A 17,521-nucleotide genomic window follows, 5' to 3' on the forward strand; every position below is an offset into this window, starting at 1 on the left:
GCACGTCTCCGACCGCCGCACCACCGGCGACCTTCCCTGTCGGCGTCGACGCGAGGACCTCATCGGGGTGCTCCGTCTCGTACGCGGTGATGGCACGCACCAGACGGTCGTACGCGTCGTCGTCCAGCAGGCTCTCGCCCGAGGTGTAGTACGCGGCGGCTGCCTGAACGGCGGTTTCGATCGCCTCCGCGTACGCGGAGGCATCGGCAAGACCAGCAGGAGTTGTCGTCATGAACATCATCCTGCCGCCCACCACTGACAATGCCGCTTCCCCGCCTCACCTCGCAATGCGTGACAGACACGTACCGGCCCCCTGCGAACGGGCCAACTCCCTTATTTTCCTGACATGTTCATCGCTCATCAGTACGATGACGTCCGTTCTCAGCACTTCCGCAACACCCACGACCCCACACCTCAGGAGTGTCATGCGCAAGCTTGCCCAAATACTCGCCGTCGCCTCGCTGACCGCCGCTACCACCCTCGTCTTCAACGGCGCGGCCGAGGCCGCCACCGTCTCTCCGGCGTCGGTGAGCAACACGTGCACCGAGACCGTCAAGATCCGTAGCTCAGCGAGCACTTCGGCCGCCATCAAGGGCTACTGCTACACCTACAGCAAGGTCACCAGCACCTGTTACAACGTCGGGACCACCGTCTTCGGCAACCCGTACTGGGACAAGGTGCACGTCGTCACACCCAAGCAGTGCATGGACTGTCTGCCGATCACCACCGACGGGTGGGTCTCCGAGTACTACCTGTCGAACAAGAACGCCGTCCACTGCTGACCATCACCCCCACGCCTGTTGACGCCGGCCGTCGTTCGGCCGGCGTCAACAGGCCTGGTGGCTCAGGGAAGTTCCTGGATGCGGACCATGTTGCCCGCAGGGTCGCGGAAGGCGCAGTCGCGGACGCCGTACGGCTGCTTGGTCGGCTCCTGGACGACCTCGGCGTCACTGGCCTGCACCCGCTCGAAGGTGCCGTCCAGGTCAGAGGTGGCGAGGTTGATGCCGGCGTAGGTGCCCTTCGCCATCATCTCGGTGATGGTGCGGCGCTCCTCCTCGGTGATGCCCGGGTCGGCGGCCGGCGGGTGCAGGACGATGGCTGTGCCGGGCTGACCGACGGGGCCGACCGTGAGCCAGCGCATCCCGTCGTATCCGACGTCGTTGCGTACCTCGAAGCCGAGCGTGTCGCGGTAGAAGGCCAGGGCCGCGTCCGGGTCGTCGTGCGGCAGGTAGCTCGCGTGAATGGTGATGTCCATGGCTTCCACGCTAGTTGCGTCCCGGGGTCCGCGCTTCTCGATTCCTGACCGGTCCGGCCGTCGGTCAGGCACCGACGTACGCCGCGAGATGTTCACCGGTGAGCGTGGAGCGGTCGGCGACGAGGTCGGCGGGTGTTCCCTCGAAGACGATCCGGCCGCCGTCGTGGCCCGCACCGGGTCCGAGGTCGATGATCCAGTCGGCGTGTGCCATGACCGCCTGGTGGTGCTCGACGACGATGACGGATTTACCGGAGTCGACGAGCCGGTCGAGCAGACCGAGCAACTGTTCGACGTCGGCGAGGTGGAGGCCTGCGGTCGGCTCGTCGAGGACGTACACGCCGCCCTTCTCGGACATGTGCGTCGCCAGCTTCAGCCGCTGCCGTTCGCCGCCCGAGAGCGTGGGAAGCGGCTGCCCGAGGGTGAGGTAGCCGAGCCCGACGTCCGCGAGCCGCTCCAGGATCTTGTGCGCGGCGGGCGTGCGGGCCTCGCCCGCACCGAAGAACTCCTCGGCCTCGGCCACCGACATCGAGAGCACCTCACTGATGTCGCGCCCGCCGAGGTGGTACTCGAGCACCGATGCCAGGAACCGCTTCCCCTCGCACTCCTCGCAGGTGGTCGCGACGCCGGCCATCATCGCCAGGTCGGTGTAGATGACACCGGCACCGTTGCAGTTGGGGCAGGCGCCCGCGGAATTGGCACTGAACAGCGCCGGCTTCACGCCGTTGGCCTTCGCGAACGCCTTGCGGATCGGTTCCAGCAGTCCGGTGTACGTCGCCGGGTTGCTCCGTCGTGAGCCGCGGATGGCGCCCTGGTCGATGGAGATGACGCCTTCACCGGCCGGGATCGATCCGTGCACGAGCGAGCTCTTGCCCGAGCCGGCGACACCGGTGATCACAGCGAGCACCCCGAGCGGGACATCGACGTCGACGTCGCGCAGGTTGTTCGCCTTCGCTCCGCGGATCTCCAGCGTGCCGGTGGGCTTGCGTACCGCCTCCTTGACCACGGTCCTGTCGTCGAAGTGACGGCCGGTGATGGTGCCGCCGGTGCGCAGCCCCTCGACGGTGCCCTCGAAGCAGACGGCGCCGCCGCCCGTACCGGCGCCGGGACCGAGGTCGACGACATGGTCGGCGATCGCGATCGTCTCCGGCTTGTGCTCCACCACGAGCACCGTGTTGCCCTTGTCCCGCAGCCGCAGCAGCAGGTCGTTCATCCGCTGGATGTCATGGGGGTGCAGGCCCGCGGTGGGCTCGTCGAAGACATAGGTGACGTCGGTGAGCGAGGAGCCGAGGTGGCGGATCATCTTGACGCGCTGTGCCTCGCCGCCCGACAGCGTGCCCGAGGGCCGGTCGAGCGAGAGGTAGCCGAGGCCGATCTCCACGAACGAGTCGAGGGTCTGCTGCAGCGTGGCGAGCAGCGGCGCCACCGACGGCTCCTTGAGTCCGCGGGCCCAGTCGGCCAGATCGCTGATCTGCATCGCACAGGCGTCGGCGATGTTGATCTTTTTGATCTTCGACGACCTGGCGGCCTCGCTGAGCCGGGTGCCGTCGCACTCGGGGCAGATGGTGAAGGTGATCGCCCGCTCGACGAAGGCGCGGATGTGCGGTTGCAGCGCGTCGACGTCCTTGGACAGCATCGACTTCTGGATCTTCGGGATCAGCCCTTCGTACGTCAGGTTGATGTTGTCGACCTTGATCTTGGTCGGTTCCTTGTGCAGCAGGTCGTGGAGCTCCCGCTTGGTGTATTTGCGGATCGGCTTGTCCGGGTCGAAGAAGCCGCAGCCGCTGAAGATGCGGCCGTACCAGCCGTCGACGCTGTAGCCGGGAACCGTGATCGCGCCCTCGTTGATCGACTTGCCGTCGTCGTACAGCTGGGTCAGATCGAAGTCGGTGACCGAGCCCCGGCCCTCGCAGCGCGGACACATGCCGCCGGTGATGCTGAATTCGCGGCGCTCCTTCACGGTTCGCCCGGCGCGCTCCATGGTGACCGCACCCGCCCCGCTGACCGAGGCGACGTTGAAGGAGAAGGCCTGGGGGGAGCCGATGTGCGGCTTGCCGATCCGGCTGAAGAGGATGCGCAGCATGGCGTTGGCGTCGGTGGCGGTGCCGACCGTGGAGCGGGGGTCGGCGCCCATCCGCTGCTGGTCGACGATGATCGCGGTGGTCAGGCCGTCGAGTACGTCGACCTCGGGCCGCGCCAGCGTCGGCATGAAGCCCTGCACGAAGGAGCTGTAGGTCTCGTTGATCAGCCGCTGCGACTCGGCGGCGATCGTGCCGAACACCAGGGAGCTCTTGCCCGAGCCCGAGACGCCGGTGAAGACCGTCAGCCGGCGCTTCGGGATCTCGATGCTGACGTCCTTGAGGTTGTTCACGCGCGCGCCGTGCACGCGGATCAGGTCGTGGCTGTCGGCAAGGTGCTGCTCGGGCGCCTGCGTGTCCGTCCTCGTGGCCATGCTTATCGTGTCTCCATCTATTGACCGGGGCCGCCTTCGGGGCTCCGTCAGCGTCACCCGGCTCGATCTGCAATCACGCTAGCCGCGGCCCGATGGCCGCGCTTCTCGATTCCTGATCGGTCTGGTCACCTGCTTCGACACGCACGACGGCATCCCCTCCGTCGCGAGCGCGGCCTGCGTCCGGTAGACGCTGGGCGGCACCCCGACGAGTTCGGTGAAGCGCGTGCTGAAGGTGCCCAGCGACTGGCAGCCGACCGCGAAACAGATCTCGGTGACGCTCTGGTCGCCACGCCGCAGCAGTGCCATCGCTCGCTCGATACGCCGCGTCATCAGATAGCCGTAGGGCGACTCACCGTAGGCGACCCGGAACTCGCGGCTCAGGTGCCCGGACGACATGTGCACACCGCGGGCGAGCGCCTCGACATCCAGCGGCTGTGCGTACTCCCGGTCGATCCTGTCGCGGACACGGCGCAACAGCGCAAGGTCGCGCAGGCGCTGCGCCGCGTCGGGTCTGCTGGTCACACCCAAAATCGTGCCACATCGTATGGACCGGCGCGAGGAAAAAATCATGTGCACCGCCCCCGCACCACCGCGTAAGGTCGAGGGCATGAAGGTCATTGTCCGAACCCACGGCACCACCGCGACCGCGCGAGCGACCAGCTCCCCGGTTGCCGCCGACTGACCTCATCCCCCTCTTTCCACCGGCGACCGGAAACGGCTCGCCGGTGCTCTGACGGACTTCTGTCCCGCCTTCCGTGCCGCGGCCGCTTCCGGACGCCACAAGGCGAAGGATCCGCCATCATGAACACCGATCTCGTCGTCCGTACGTTCATCGAGTACTTCCAGGAACGCGGACACCGGCTCATCACCGGGTCGTCCCTCCTGCCGCCGCCCGGTGACCCCGTCCTCTTCACCACCTCCGGCATGCACCCCCTCACCCCGTTCCTGGAGGGCAAGCCGCACCCGCTCGGCCGCCGCCTGGTCAATGTGCAGCGCTGTCTGCGCACCACGGACCTGGACGAGGTGGGCGACGACACGCACCTCACCGTCTTCGAGATGCTCGGCTCCTGGTCGCTCGGCGACTACGGCGGCCCGCAGAGCCTGGACTGGGGCTATGACCTGCTCGTCGACGGGTTCGGCATCGACCCGGGCCGGCTGCATGCCACGGTCTTCGGCGGCGACGACCAACTGGGTCCCGATACGGAATCGCTGCGGCTCTGGCAGGAACGCGGAGTCCCGGTGGAGCTCACCCGCGAGGAGAACTGGTGGTCCAACGGCCCCACCGGCCCCTGCGGACCCGACTCGGAGATCTTCGTGTGGACCGGTGACACACCGCCGCAGTCCACACCGACTCAGGACGACCGTTGGGTGGAGGTCTGGAACCACGTACTGATGCGCTACCGCCGCCACGAGGACGGCTCCCTGCACCCGCTCCCGCACGTCAGTGTCGACACCGGGCTCGGCCTGGAGCGCCTCACCACGCTGCTCCAGGGCAAGAGATCGGTCTACGAGTGCGACCTGTTCGAGCCCTGGATGCGGACGGTTCCCCCGCTGTGGCATCTGGACGACGTCTCGCTGCGTGTCGTCTGCGACCATTTGCGCTCGTCCGTCGCTGTACTGGGCGACGGCGTCCTGCCATCCAACACCGGTCGCGGTTACGTGCTGCGCCGCCTGACCCGCCGGACCCTGACCACGCTGTGGCGGGCCGACCCGTCACGGACGCTGCAGGACCTGCCGCTCGAACTGCTGGAACACACCGTGGACCACTTCCACCAGGACGTGGACGTACGTACGGTGCGCGAGCGCCTGCTCGACGAAGAGCGCCGGTTCACGCACCTGCTCGAACGAGGCCGCCGGGTCCTCGCCGGGCCGCGCTTCACCGGCACGCTGACGGACGCCGACTACAGCTACCTGCATGACACCCACGGCCTGCCCCGGGATCTCGTGACGAGCCTGCGGACCGACTTCGCCTCCGGCTCAGGAAGCTGACCTGGCCGTACTGAGGGCATCGAGGAGGAGGTTCACGGTCGCGGTGGCCGCCTCCCGGTCGCCCTGCACTATGGCGGTCTCCGCGAGGTCGGACAGGAGCGCCACCGCCGCCTGCAGCACGGCGGCCTGTACCGGCACGGTCCGCAGTGCGGAGAGGGCGGCCGACGCCTGCTGTCCGGCGGTCGGGCGCGGACCGGCGGGGCCCGACGGAATCAGCGCATGAACGCCGCGGCCCACGGCCGCCACGTCGCGTGAGGATGCTGTCACGGCCTCAGTCTCCCGCAATCGCACCGCGCACCGTGGTCAAAGTCCGCTGATGGTGCATCCGTTCTGCTCGGCCTCGGCCCTCCAGGCCGGGGTCGGGTCCACGAAGTACTGCACCTCGCCGCGGCGGTAGGCGTCGACATCACGCTGGATGGCGGCGCAGGTGCACGGGTCGGGGGCGGTGTCCGCCGCCGCGGCAGGAGCGAGCAGGAAAAGACCTGCGACTGCCGCGGCGGCGGCGGACGAAGCGAGAGAACGGGCGGGCAGCATGGCGGAAACGCCTCCTCGGGCACGGCAGCCCGGCGGGTGCCTGCCCACAGGTTTCCGCATCCGCACCCAGGTGTTCCGCCGCACCACGCTGAACAGGCACTTGCGTACTGATCTGCTAATGGCGTCAGCGGGAAACCTGGGGGAACTGGGCTATCGGTGTCTCGCCCTGGAAGAACGTCTTGGCGCGCACCGATGCCCGCTCGTCATCGCGCACCTGGCCCGGACGGGATCCGTTCCCGAACAGCACCCCGCCGAATCGCATCCGCAGGTACGCCGCCGTGTTGTTGAGGGTGGTCACCATGCCGTCGGCGACCGCTTCGTCCTCGTCCGACATGACCGTCACTCCCCACAGGGTCCGCCCCGCCATGCGCGCCTTGAAGTCCAGATCGGGCACGGCCAGCCAGCCCGACCAGTAGTCGAGGTAGCGCTTGGTGTGCGCGGAGAGGGTGTACCAGTACAAGGGGGAGGCGATGACGATGTCGGTGGCCTCCAGGGTGGCCAGCCGCAGCGTCTCCTCGCTCTCCCCCACCTGCCAGACATCGGTCTCGTGCCGCCCGTCCTGGAAGTCGGGCAACGGCAGCCGGGCCAGGTCCACCCAGCGCTGCGCGACACCGGCAGGCAACTGTTCGGCGGCGGATCTCGCGAGGATCTCCGTATTGCCCTCGGGCCGGGAACTGCCGAGGACGAAGAGGAACGAGCGGTCCTTGCCAAGGGTCGTATCGGTGGTCATGTCCACTCCGGCTCTCAGCCCCCAGGGGGAATCGGTAGGTACATCGCCTCCAACTTCCTTGATCACAGGGGATATTCCCCGCGGGTGACCACACCGTTCATCCGCGAGGTCACGGCGTATCACCCTGCCAGTCCCTTCGCTTAGGGTCACCGGCCCTCGGGCCGTACGTCGTATGCCCGCCGGGTCCGTACCGCCCGATCTCGGTGGTCAGCACGGCGTCCTCGCGCAGTTGTCGTGCGCTCCAGCCCGTCACGTCCAGGAGCAGGCCGTCCAGCGGGCCGCCCACCAATTCGACATAGATGTGCCCCGGCCGTGGCCCCGGGTCGGGATCGTCGTGATCCGCCCCGTAGACGCGTCCCCTCATGATCTGCTCGTCCATTGATGCAGCATCTCAGTCACCACTGACAGAGCACCTCCCACCGCGAAGCCGATGGCATATGCCAGGTGCAAGACCGTGTCGAGTGTTGCCAAATCCCTTACGGGCCATCGCTCCCTGTGCGACAGTCGTAACCGGTCCATCCGTCAGTGACCTGGCCGTGCCGCGCCTGTATCGGAGTACGTCATGCCGTCCCATCTCTTTGCGGACCGCCCCGCCCCGCAGCCGCCCCAGCGGGGAACAGTTGACGCACTGATCACCCGCACGCGCCGGCTGCGCGGGGACGTGGATGCGGTGCGCCGGGAAACCGTACTGACCGACGACGAGGTACAGGGACGCTGGCACCGTGCGCTGTGCGATCTGGCGGTCCATCACCTCGACGACCTGGGCGAACATCTCGGGCAGCTCAAAGAGGGCTTCCCCGCGGAGGCCGCGGAGGAACTCGCCGCCGAGCTCGCCGGCTACGGGTCCCAGGACGGCCGGCCGGACAGCACTCCGACGGGCTCCCTGCTCAGCCGGGTCGGCAGTGCCGAGTGGAATCTGCTGACGGACGAGGCGAGCTGGTCCGAGGAGCTGTACCAGATCTTCGGACGCTCCCCCGAGAGCGGCGCCCTGTCGCTGGACGAACTGCCTTCCGTGCTCTTCGCCGAGGACCAGGGGCTGCTGACCGCGATGGTCACCGACTGTCTGGTGGACGGGAAGACCATCGACGGGGAGTTCCGGATCGTACGGCCCGACGGCAGTGTCCGGACGCTCCACATGATGGGCGAGCCCGTGCTCGACGCCGACGGCTGCACCGCCTCCATGTGGGCAGTCCTGCGGGACGTCAGCGAACTGCGCCGCAGCCAGCGCACCGTACGCGAGTCCCGGGACACACTGCAGCGCCAGCGGCAGATCGCCCAGACCGAGCACCGCCTCGCGGTCGAACTGCAGGAGACGGTACTGCCGCCGTGGCGCGGCTCCCCGCGGCTCCCGCGGACGGGGCCCGCCGCGCTGGACCTCGCGGCGCACTATCTGCCGTCCGCGAGCAGTGCGCTGATCGGCGGCGACTGGTACGACGCACTGGAACTTCCCGACGGACAGACGCTCCTGACGGTGGGTGATCTGACCGGTCACGGGGTGAGCGCCGCGTCCGGCATGGCGATGGTCCTCGGAGCGCTGCGCGGAATGGCGCTGGCCGGCATCGGCCCCGGCCCGCTGATGGTCCACCTCAACCAGCTGCTCGAGACTTCCGCCCAGCCCGCGCTGGGGAGTGCGGTGTGCTGCCGATACGACCCCGCGACGCGGACCCTGGCGTGGGCGCAGGCGGGACACCCCGCCCCCTTGCTGTTCCGCGAGGGGACGGGGCAGGCGCTTGCACGGCCGGACGGTGTGCTGCTCGGCGCGACCTCGGGTGCCGCGTACGAACAGTCCGAAGTCAGGCTCATGCCTGGTGACATGCTGGTGCTGCACACCGACGGACTGACCCGGCGCGATGTCACCGACAAGCCGGGCTCCGACCGGCTGCTCGCACTCGCGCCACGGCTCGCCGAGGCCCGCACGGCACAGGACAGCGTGCGAATGATCGTCGAGGAGTGCGGCGAGGCGGAGCGTGAGGACGACGCCTGTATTCTGGTTGCGAGGATCGGCTTCTAGGCCTGGTTCTGATGCCGGCTGGGTCTCCTGCCTTCCGGGGGTGCCTTCCGGGGTTCTGCTGCCTCGTCCGCTCTCTCTAGATGTCCGCGCTCCTTGAGGTCTTCGACCGGCTCCGGGGCAGAGCGAGCTGGATCTCCTCGCGCAGGTCCTGGATCTTGCCGAACCCCGCGTACTGGCCGGTGAGCCGGTACATCTCGCGCAGCCTGTCCCAGGTGCGGTGCGACGAGGTCTCCCCCATCGACACCAGGGCGAGCCTGGCGTACCTGTCGGCCTGTTCCGGGTCGTCGGCGATGAAGCACGCCGAGGCCAGTGAGATGTAGTCGAAGATTTTTGAGCGCTGGCGTCCGTTCACCCGCAGGTCGAGTGCCTTCCTGGCATGCCGCTGAGCGGCCGCCGCGGCCGACGGGTCGTGATCGGCGAGCGTACGGAAGGCCAGGGCCTGCATTCCGTGCATGTCCGCCTCGTCGAACATCTGCATCCAACTCGGCGGCGGTACATCCCCCTTGTCCGAGACGAACAGCTCCTCGGCCTCGCCGAGGGTGCGGCGCATGGCCTGGCCGTTCCCCATGGAGGCCTGTGCCCAGGCTTCGATGGTGTGCAGCATGGCCCGGGTGCGGGGCAGGGTCTGCTCGCCCGATCCTGTGTTGGCGAGCTTCATCAGGTCCAGCGCGTCGTCGGGACGGCCGAGGTGCACCATCTGACGGGCCGCGCGGGAGAGCGCTTCGCCGGCCCGGGGCCGGTCGCCGCCTTCGCGGGCCGCGTGGGCCGCGATGACGAAGTACTTCTGGGCTGTGGGTTCGAGGCCGATGTCGTGGGACATCCAGCCGGCGAGTACCGCGAGGTTGGCAGCGACGCCCCACAGGCGCCGCTGGAGATGGTCGGGGTGCCGGTAGGCGAGCATGCCGCCCACTTCGTTGAGCTGTCCCACGACGGCCTTGCGCTGGAGCCCGCCGCCGCGGGCGGCGTCCCAGGCGCGGAAGACCTCTACGGATCGCTCCAGTGCCTCGATCTCCTGCGACCCGATGGGGGCGGCCTCATAGCGGTCGAACCCAGCGGGGTCGGCGTGCAGGGGATCTTCGATACGGGGGGCGTCCGACGCGAGGGCCGGATCGGTGTGGAGCCAGTCGTGCATGGCAGTGCTGAGTGCGGAGCCTGCGGCGAGCGCGGCGCCCGCGCCCACCATGCCGCGTCGGTTGAGCATGAGGTCCATTCCCGTGAATTCGGTGAGGACCGCTGCCGTCCGTTCGGGCGCCCACGGGAGGCCGTCGGGGTTCGTTTGCTCGGCATTACCGACGTCCCGGCGTTTTCCCGCGCGTCCCGGCCGTCCGAACCCGAGGTCCTCGATGGTCACGACACGACCGAGCCGCTCGGTGAACAGTGCTGCCAGCACCTTCGGTACGGGTTCGCGCGGGCTCTCGCCCATGTCGATCCAGCGCCGTACGCGCGAAGTGTCGGTCGCCAGTTGGGGGTGGCCCATGGCCGCCGCCTGCCGGTTCACAAGTCTCGCGAGTTCGCCCTTGGACCAGCCGGCCAGGCCGAACAGGTCTGCAAGGCGGGTGTTGGGATGTCCGGTCACGTCAAGCCCCCAGGTTCTCGGCTGAGTTGACAGTAACCCCCTGTCAGATGCGGTGGGACTATTCGCCACGGTTCGCCAGGGTGCGCCAGATGGTGTGCCACCCGCGGCCCGGTGTCAGGTAGGAAAGCGCCACCCCGACCCGGTGGCCGGACCGCACTCCCCAGGGTGCGGGCCGGGCGCCGGGCCGGGTCAGCGCACGTAACTCGTCGGCACACGAAGGGATCTGGTTCGCCCATGTACACAGCATCGTCCTCCGTGTCTGCCCCGCCTCGGCCGCTCCGTCCGCTTACCGCGGGCGGCGGGCCGTATCTCGACCCCACCCACGCCGCTGCGGGGCTCGGCACCGGTCGAGTCCGCCGTGCGGCGGGGCCGGGTGCCCAACCGCTCAGCGGGAGACTCGACTTGTCAGGCCCCCAGGGCGCGCAGCTGCGCATGGCGATCGCGTCGGTGCACCGGATCTGCCCGGAATTCAACCCGGTGCAGATACTGCGCCGGAGCGGCCGGTCCGTCCTGCTCGTCGGGACAACAGGGCGCACGACCGCGGTCGCCAAGTGTTTACTTGACCACTCCCCCGTGTGGACCGAGCGATTCCGCCACGAGATAGCCGCATACCGCTCCTTCGTACGGCACCGTCCGCCGGTGCGGGTGCCCCGGCTGATCGCCGCCGATCCCGAGAACTGCACCCTGGTGATCGAGCGGATGCCCGGCAGGGCCGCGGCACTTCAGCGCCATCCGGTCGAGGCTCCGCCGCGCGCCGATGTACGGGCCGCGCTCGGGGCGATCGCCCGGATCAACGCCTGGCGGCCGCCGTCCGGGATGTTCGACACCCCGCTGGACTATCCGTCGCGGATCGCCCGCTATCACGAGCTGGGTCTTTTCACCGACCGCGACCTGGGAGACCTGCAGAAGCTGCTGCACGGCCTCGCCCATGCGGGCGGCAAGCAGGGCATGGGCCAGTTCTGTCACGGTGACGCGCTGCTCTCCAACATCCTGCTGTCACCCGCGGGTCCGGTGCTCGTGGACTGGGAGCTGGCGGGCTGGTACCTGCCGGGCTACGACCTGGCGACGCTGTGGGCGGTGCTCGGGGACGCCCCCGTGGCGCGGCGGCAGATCAGTCAGCTGGCACAGGCGGCAGGGCCGGCGGCGCGTGACGCGTTCCTGGTGAACCTGATGCTCGTACTGACCCGGGAGATCCGTACGTACGAGACGGCCGTCCAGCGCACCATGCGCGAGACGGCTCCGGCAGGAGCCGCGGGCCAGGCCCAGCCCGGTGTCCTGTCGCACGGCGAGGAGCAGCGGCTGCTGCTGCGGCGGCTGCACGACGACTGCGCGCTGGCTCGGCGGGCCGTACGTGCGGCGGTGGGCACCCGCTGAACCGCTCCGCCGGGTGAAGAGGGGGAAATGCGATGCGCGCCCTGTGCCGACACACCGGGCGCGCATCGCACTGTGCACTCAGTGTTCGCGGACGATGTCCACGTCGTCGGCCTTGACGAAGGCGATGCGGTGGCCGATCTGGACCGTCACGTACTTCGTCTTCCCGGGGAACCAGGTGTGGTCGTACGCGAAGGACGAGTCGATCGTCGGGGCGTAGTAGTAGCCGGTGGGGGCTTCGCCGCCGCCCGGGTAGGACTGGCCCGTCTTGATCGTGTACGGCAGCGGGGTGCCGAGGCGCGCGCCGGTGAAGTCCGCCGGGTATTCGGCCTTGTCCGGGTAGGTCACCCCGTAGACCGGCACCTCCGCCTTGCCCGCCTTCGGCTTCACTACGTAACCGCGGGTGGGTGTGGTGGTGCGGGTGCCCTTGGGGGACTCGAACCAGGCCTTCTGGCCGTACCACCAGATCGCTGTCCAGCCGGGCTTGCGCTCGGCGACGACGGCCTGCTGGGTGGCGCTGATCTTGCTGCCCCAGTCCGCGGCGCAGTTGGTGCCCGCCGAGCCGTCGGTGTGCAGCCCCGGGTCGGAGAAGAGCGGGGCGGTGGCGGACGGTTCGGTGTGCAGCGGGACGGCGCTGCTGGGCTGCAGCGGCAGGTCGGTCTGCTTCTCGCAGTCGCGGAAGGCCTGCAGGTTCTTCTTGAACACCGGGTTGACGGTGACGAGTTGGCTGCCGGGCCCGGCCGTGGGCACGGTCGGCTTGCCCAGCACGGCCATGAAGTGGTTCCAGTCCCAGTAGGTACCGGGGTCCCAGTGCATCGCCTTGGTGCCGGCCGCGCTGGTGGGCGGGACGTTGTCGTGGCCGATGATGTGCTGCCGGTCCAGCGGGATGTCGTACTTGGCTGCGAGGTAGCGCACCAGGGTGGCGGTGGAGCGGTACATCTCGGGGGTGTACCACTTGGCGCCCTCGACCGCGACGCCTTCCTGCTCGATGCCGATGGACTGGGAGTTGATGGACCAGTTGCCCGCCTGCCAGGCGATGTCCTTGTCCTTCACCATCTGGGTGACATGGCCGTCGGCGGAGCGCACCACGTAGTGGGCCGATGCGGCCCTCGTCGGGTCCTGGAAGATCCTCAGCGTGGTGGCGAAGTCCTCTTCGGTGTCGTGCAGGACGATGAACTTGATCTTGTTGGTGTGCGGCCGGTCCGAGGTGTCGTAATTGCCGTACGTCTCCTTGTCGGCGGGGTCGCCGGTCTGCTGGTAGGCGGCCGGCACCCAGTCGCAGTCCAGGACACGCGGACACTCCGGGCGGGTGCCGTCCGCGCTCGCCTGCGCCACAGGGCCGGTCAGGGCGAAACTGAAAGCGCTCGCGGCGGTGAGCGCGAGCGCGATCCTGGACCTCTGGTGGAATCTGGACGTCATAACGGCCCTTCTTGCCGGGAGTTGCGCGGGGCGATCTCGCCGTACGGTATGGGCGCACACTCTGTGACGTGAGATGAAGGCGCGTCAAGAGTGCCGCGCGAGCCGTCCGGCGAAACAGTGGTCCAGACCACTGGAAGGGCATCTGACCTGCGGAGGGAAAGCGGCAACGGGCGCGCGGAAGTAGGGCGTTACCTGAGATTTACTCGGCGTGCCAGGAACCGACTCGCAGGAACACCTGACGGAGCTGCTGATACTGCTGGGGGTCCGGGGGTCGTCCCCCGGGAGATTGCAGCACCTGGGGATGCGCTCAACCCTGCTGGAACATCTCCGCGGGGAGCGGCTTGAGCAGTGCGTACAGGTCGTCGGTGATCGGCCTGTCCCAGCTCGCGATCGTGACCAGCACGCCGTCGCTGCGGTCGAACTGCACGCAGGAGATACGACTTTCGGAGAGCTTGAGGCGGCGCACGATGAGGAGGTTGTCCCCCTGCATCACCGGCATGTCCTCGGCGTCCAGGACCTCGACCGGCTCGTCGTTCTCCAGCGCTGCCAGCAGCTGCGCGACCTCGAAGGGGACCTGCCCCTCGGCGAGCTCCCTGGCGGGCGAGCCGTCCGGCAGATTGCCGATGATCATCGCGGGTCCGCGGCCGCCGAAGAGGTCGTACCGCAGGAAAACACCCTGGCAGCTGCCGTCGGGCGCGGGCAGCAGTCCGGCGCCGAGGTTCCCGGGCCAGTCACCCGGGTCCATGGCCAGGACATCGAAGTCCGGACCAGCGGGAGTGGCGGCGCTGCGGCGGCGGAGGAAGGACATGAAGCCATGGTACGTGGCCCGGGCGGGCCGCCGAAGCCGGGGCGGGCCGCTCTTCCGTCAGCTTCCGAGGGCTGCGGCGAGACCGGCCCTGTCCGTACCTACTTTCCGGTAGACCGCGGAGAGGAGGCGGGCGACGGTGGCCTCGTCGGTGTGCAGCGCCGCCGCGACGGTGGCCGCGCTGTCCCCCCGTACCGTCATGGCCGCCGCGGTACGCTCCCGGCTCGTGAGGGTGTCGGTCTCAGTGGAGCGGAGCCTGCTGGGGCGCAGTCCCGCCGCGGCGAGTTCGTCGCGGGCCGCTTCCGCGAGGCCGTCGGCTCCGCACTGGACGGCCGCCTCCAGTCCCCGGTAGAGGTTTTCGGCGGCCTCCTGGGGGCGCGCGGTGCGGCGCTGCTGGGCGCCGAGGGCGACGAGGGCGCGGGCCAGTTCGTACGCGGCGGGTGAGCGCTCCAGGTGCGCCACGGATTCTTCGAGGAGCTTGGTGCGCTCGGCGCCGCCGCAGACCTCGGCCGCGACCCGCAGTGCCTGGCCGACCGCCGATTCGGTGCCGTACTGCCGGGCGCGGCTCACCGCTTCGAGCGCCGTCTCGCGGGCCAGGTCGGGGGCGTCGTGCAGCTCGGCGAGCGCGAGGTGCAGGCGCCAGGGGCACCAGGCGGGATTGCGCATGCCGCGCGGGTCGAGGCGGCGGCCCGCCGAGGCCAGCTCGACCGCGGCCTCCTTGGTGCGGCCCCGGGCCAGCAGGAGCTGGCCGTACACGGTCTGGGAGTCCGGGAACGTCACGGCGGCGGGGAAGGGGGCGACGAAGTCGTGCTCCTTGGCGACCTGGGTGGCCTCGGCGGTACGGCCGCGGGCCAGCAGGATCTCCACGAGGATGCCGGTGGAGTACCACCAGACCGGGGTGCGGGCGCCGACGCGCTCGGCGAGGCGGATCCCGGCGCGGGCGAAGTCCTCTGCCTCGACGAGACGGCCGCGCCGGTAGCGGATGTATGCGAGGAGGGTGTACGCGAAGGACAGGTGCGCCCCGCGCCACCCCTGGCGCTCGAATTCGCCGGTGCCCGAGGCGAACAGTTCCTCGGCGCGGCCCGGCCGGTCCGCGTACATGAAGACCATGGCGGTCAGGACGGGCACCTCGAAGCCCCGGCTCTCGTCGGCCCAGCTGAGGCCGCCCTTGAGGGCTCGCTCGGCGTGGTGCAGGGCGACGGCGGCCGGCTCGGCGCGCACGGTGGCGTCCCAGGCACGCAGGCCGATGATGTAGCGCTCGGTGAGGTCACGGCCGGTGAGCCGGTCGGCGAGACGCGACAGCCTGCGGGAGCGGGCGGGCGAGTCGGGTTCGTCGGAACGGAAGGCGTCCCACATGAACTTCTCCGACTGCATACGGAGTTTGGTGCGCGCGTCGGTGGTCCTGCGGCCCTCGCGGCCGAGCGTGTCGGAGGCCTCGGCGAGGCGGTCGCTGTGGGCGAGGACCTGGGAGAGACGGTAGACGATGCCGTGGCGCAGGGCCGGGTCCGCGATGGGCTCCTCAAGCGCGGCGCGGAGGTGGTTGACGGTGGTGGCCGGTTCGGTGAGGAGAGAGGAGCAGCCGAGCTCGTAGAGGACGGCGGCCCGGTCGTCGAAAGCCGGGGGTTCGCGCAGGGCGCGTGCCAGGTAGCGGCGGGCCGCGTCGGGCGCGCCCGCGCGGAGTGTCTCGCCCGCCGCGGCGCGCAGATGGTTCACGACCCAGGGGTCGCCCTCGGGATGCGTCTCCAGGAGGTGACGGGCGGCGGCCGCGGAGCCGAGGCCCGCGTCGATGACGGACCAGGCGGCCTGGCCGTGGAGGGCGACGCGCACGCCGTCGCGGATGGCGCGGTAGACGGCGGTGGCGATGAGCGGGTGGACGAATTCCAGCGTGTCGGAGCCCGTGATGATACGGGCGTCACGGAGCCGGTCGACCGCGTCGGACGCCTCCTCACGGCCGAGGCCCGCGATGTCCGCGGCGAGGGCCGGGGATATCTCGGTGCCAAGAACGGCGCAGGCCCAGGCGAAGCGGACGGTGGAGGTGCCCAGGCGCTCCAGCCGGGCTATCAGTCCGCTGCCCTTGACGGCGGCGGCCAGGTCGCGCAGCAGGTGGGCGCTCGACTCACTGGGGGTGAGGTTGCGGTCCCTGACCTTGGCGGTGAGCTCGACCGCCTCGAAAGGGTTGCCCGCGGTGACGGCCCAGCACTCCCGACAGAAGGCGTCGTCGGCGTGGACGCCGATGTTGTCGCGTACGAGACGGGATATGGCGGTGGCGGTGAGCGGTTCCAGATCGATAGGGCGGGTGCCCGAGCGGCCGGGGAGTCCCCTGAACTCCTGGGCGTGGTCGGGGAGTTCCTCGGGGCGGTAGGCGACCACCAGGAGCATGGGGAGGTCTTCGGCCCGGGGGGCGAAGGCGGAGAGCCAGCTGAGGGACTCGCGATCGGCCCAGTGGGCGTCGTCGAGCACCAGCACGAGGGGGGCGCGCTGGACGGCGAGGTGGGTCAGGACCCAGTCGAGACCGTCGCGCAGACCCTGGGGGTCGGGTGGTGCGCCGGTCTCCGCGGCGCCGAGTCCCAGGGCCGGCCCGACGATGGAGTACCAACTGCCCAGGGTGGAACGCAGTTCGGCGTCGGAGAAGCCCGCGAGCTGCGGCTGCATGAGCTGGCGGGCGACGTGGAAGGCGACCTCCTGCTCCTGGTCGCTGCCGCGTGCGGAGAGGACGGTGCAGCCTTGCTCGGCGGCGCGCTTCCGGATCTCGGCGAGGAGCGTGGTCTTGCCGATGCCCGCATAACCTGCGAAGGCGAGGAGCGCTCCACGGGAGCGGACCGGGCCGTCGCCGGCCTGGTGGCGCAGACCGGTCAGCTCGCTCAACGCCTCGTCCGCGGCCGCGAGTTCGGCCTCGCGCTCCAAGAGCCGGCGCCTGGTCATGACACACCCCCTGCTCGGGCGTGCGCCCCGGCGCGGCAGGGCGGGGCCGGGAACGGTACGCCCGTGAGGCACCTCAGCGTACGCCTGCGCGGGCGTCGCATGACGGGAAGTGCCGGAGATCTCTGCAGCTTCAGCCGGAGCGGTCCGCCAGTGCCTGGAGCAGGGTCACCGCCTCGGCGGCGCGGTCGTACGGCACGAAGAGGTGATCATGGTGGAGCCCCGCGACCACGTTGCAGCTCAGACCCGCTTCCGCCAGCTCCCCGGCCACTGCCGCGGTGAGGCCCACAGCCTCCAGGGCCGAGTGGACGCGCAGGGTGATCCAGCCCGCCACATACGCGTACGGCAGGCCTGCCACGTCCGCTTCGTCCTGGGGTACGACGAGAGTGAGGCCCTCCTGTTCGGCCACTCCCACGACGGGGTGGACGCCGGGCGGGGGGCCGTCGGGGGTCGTGGTGTAGAC

The 17,521-nt window shown here is 69.7% G+C and carries 17 protein-coding genes; 4 read left to right on the forward strand and 13 right to left on the reverse strand.

Going from position 1 to position 17,521, the window contains the following annotated elements; all coding sequences use genetic code 11:
* Positions 1 to 232, reverse strand: a 232-nt coding sequence (locus J0695_RS05745) for a DNA ligase LigA-related protein (RefSeq protein WP_505383603.1), incomplete at its 3' end; no start/stop codon positions are given.
* Positions 233 to 425: 193 nt separating this feature from the next.
* Between J0695_RS05745 and J0695_RS05750 the strand changes: the two genes are divergently transcribed.
* Complete coding sequence (locus J0695_RS05750) at positions 426 to 782, forward strand: hypothetical protein (RefSeq protein WP_206960739.1); 357 nt, start codon at positions 426 to 428, stop codon at positions 780 to 782.
* A 62-nt stretch (positions 783 to 844) separates the two neighbouring features.
* Here J0695_RS05750 and J0695_RS05755 read toward each other — a convergent pair whose 3' ends face one another.
* The 3 genes from J0695_RS05755 to J0695_RS05765 form a co-directional block, all read right to left on the reverse strand.
* Positions 845 to 1,255 carry a VOC family protein gene (locus tag J0695_RS05755; protein ID WP_206960740.1) on the reverse strand — a complete coding sequence of 137 codons (411 nt, stop codon included), beginning with the start codon at positions 1,253 to 1,255 and terminating at the stop codon, positions 845 to 847.
* Between the two features lie 64 nt (positions 1,256 to 1,319).
* Positions 1,320 to 3,704 carry an ATP-binding cassette domain-containing protein gene (locus J0695_RS05760; RefSeq protein ID WP_206960741.1) on the reverse strand — a complete coding sequence of 795 codons (2,385 nt, stop codon included), beginning with the start codon at positions 3,702 to 3,704 and terminating at the stop codon, positions 1,320 to 1,322.
* Positions 3,705 to 3,782: 78 nt separating this feature from the next.
* Complete coding sequence (locus J0695_RS05765) at positions 3,783 to 4,226, reverse strand: helix-turn-helix transcriptional regulator (protein WP_206960742.1); 444 nt, start codon at positions 4,224 to 4,226, stop codon at positions 3,783 to 3,785.
* Positions 4,227 to 4,505: 279 nt separating this feature from the next.
* Here J0695_RS05765 and J0695_RS05770 point away from each other — a divergent pair, with 279 nt between their 5' ends.
* Complete coding sequence (locus J0695_RS05770; RefSeq protein ID WP_206960743.1) at positions 4,506 to 5,693, forward strand: alanine--tRNA ligase-related protein; 1,188 nt, start codon at positions 4,506 to 4,508, stop codon at positions 5,691 to 5,693.
* Here the strand turns inward: J0695_RS05770 and J0695_RS05775 are convergent.
* The 4 genes from J0695_RS05775 to J0695_RS05790 all read right to left on the reverse strand — a co-directional run bounded on the left by J0695_RS05775 (position 5,682) and on the right by J0695_RS05790 (position 7,336).
* A complete protein-coding gene (locus J0695_RS05775) occupies positions 5,682 to 5,960 on the reverse strand; it encodes a hypothetical protein (RefSeq protein ID WP_206960744.1) in 279 nt (92 codons plus the stop codon). The two genes, J0695_RS05770 and J0695_RS05775, sit on opposite strands and share 12 nt — an antisense overlap.
* A gap of 36 nt (positions 5,961 to 5,996) precedes the next feature.
* Positions 5,997 to 6,227: a hypothetical protein gene (locus J0695_RS05780; protein ID WP_206960745.1), complete on the reverse strand. Its 231-nt coding sequence runs from the start codon at positions 6,225 to 6,227 to the stop codon at positions 5,997 to 5,999.
* Positions 6,228 to 6,351: 124 nt separating this feature from the next.
* Complete coding sequence (locus tag J0695_RS05785) at positions 6,352 to 6,957, reverse strand: flavodoxin family protein (protein ID WP_206960746.1); 606 nt, start codon at positions 6,955 to 6,957, stop codon at positions 6,352 to 6,354.
* A gap of 109 nt (positions 6,958 to 7,066) precedes the next feature.
* Entirely contained in the window at positions 7,067 to 7,336 is a 270-nt protein-coding gene (locus tag J0695_RS05790) for a hypothetical protein (RefSeq protein ID WP_206960747.1), read from the reverse strand.
* 183 nt (positions 7,337 to 7,519) lie between these two features.
* Here J0695_RS05790 and J0695_RS05795 point away from each other — a divergent pair, with 183 nt between their 5' ends.
* Positions 7,520 to 8,968 carry a PP2C family protein-serine/threonine phosphatase gene (locus tag J0695_RS05795; protein WP_206960748.1) on the forward strand — a complete coding sequence of 483 codons (1,449 nt, stop codon included), beginning with the start codon at positions 7,520 to 7,522 and terminating at the stop codon, positions 8,966 to 8,968.
* Positions 8,969 to 9,044: 76 nt separating this feature from the next.
* Here J0695_RS05795 and J0695_RS05800 read toward each other — a convergent pair whose 3' ends face one another.
* A complete protein-coding gene (locus J0695_RS05800) occupies positions 9,045 to 10,544 on the reverse strand; it encodes a DNA-binding protein NsdB (RefSeq protein WP_206960749.1) in 1,500 nt (499 codons plus the stop codon).
* 234 nt (positions 10,545 to 10,778) lie between these two features.
* On the opposite strand from J0695_RS05800, the gene J0695_RS05805 reads away from it, so the two are divergent.
* Positions 10,779 to 11,918: an aminoglycoside phosphotransferase family protein gene (locus tag J0695_RS05805; RefSeq protein WP_206960750.1), complete on the forward strand. Its 1,140-nt coding sequence runs from the start codon at positions 10,779 to 10,781 to the stop codon at positions 11,916 to 11,918.
* A gap of 78 nt (positions 11,919 to 11,996) precedes the next feature.
* Here the strand turns inward: J0695_RS05805 and J0695_RS05810 are convergent, their stop codons facing one another.
* The 4 genes from J0695_RS05810 to J0695_RS05825 form a co-directional block, all read right to left on the reverse strand.
* Positions 11,997 to 13,334 (reverse strand): N-acetylmuramoyl-L-alanine amidase, encoded by a 1,338-nt coding sequence (locus J0695_RS05810; RefSeq protein ID WP_206960751.1) that lies wholly within the window; start codon positions 13,332 to 13,334, stop codon positions 11,997 to 11,999.
* Between the two features lie 307 nt (positions 13,335 to 13,641).
* Positions 13,642 to 14,142, reverse strand: coding sequence for a hypothetical protein (locus J0695_RS05815; RefSeq protein ID WP_206960752.1), 501 nt, complete (start codon positions 14,140 to 14,142; stop codon positions 13,642 to 13,644).
* A gap of 57 nt (positions 14,143 to 14,199) precedes the next feature.
* The gene (locus J0695_RS05820) at positions 14,200 to 17,061 is read right to left on the reverse strand and encodes an ATP-binding protein (RefSeq protein ID WP_206960753.1); all 2,862 of its coding nucleotides are present in this window, start codon (positions 17,059 to 17,061) and stop codon (positions 14,200 to 14,202) included.
* 130 nt (positions 17,062 to 17,191) lie between these two features.
* The coding region (locus tag J0695_RS05825) for an ACT domain-containing protein (RefSeq protein WP_206960754.1) at positions 17,192 to 17,521 on the reverse strand (330 nt) is incomplete at its 5' end.

Origin of the sequence: Streptomyces beijiangensis (genome assembly GCF_017315755.1) — a bacterium.
Taxonomy (GTDB): domain Bacteria; phylum Actinomycetota; class Actinomycetes; order Streptomycetales; family Streptomycetaceae; genus Streptomyces; species Streptomyces beijiangensis.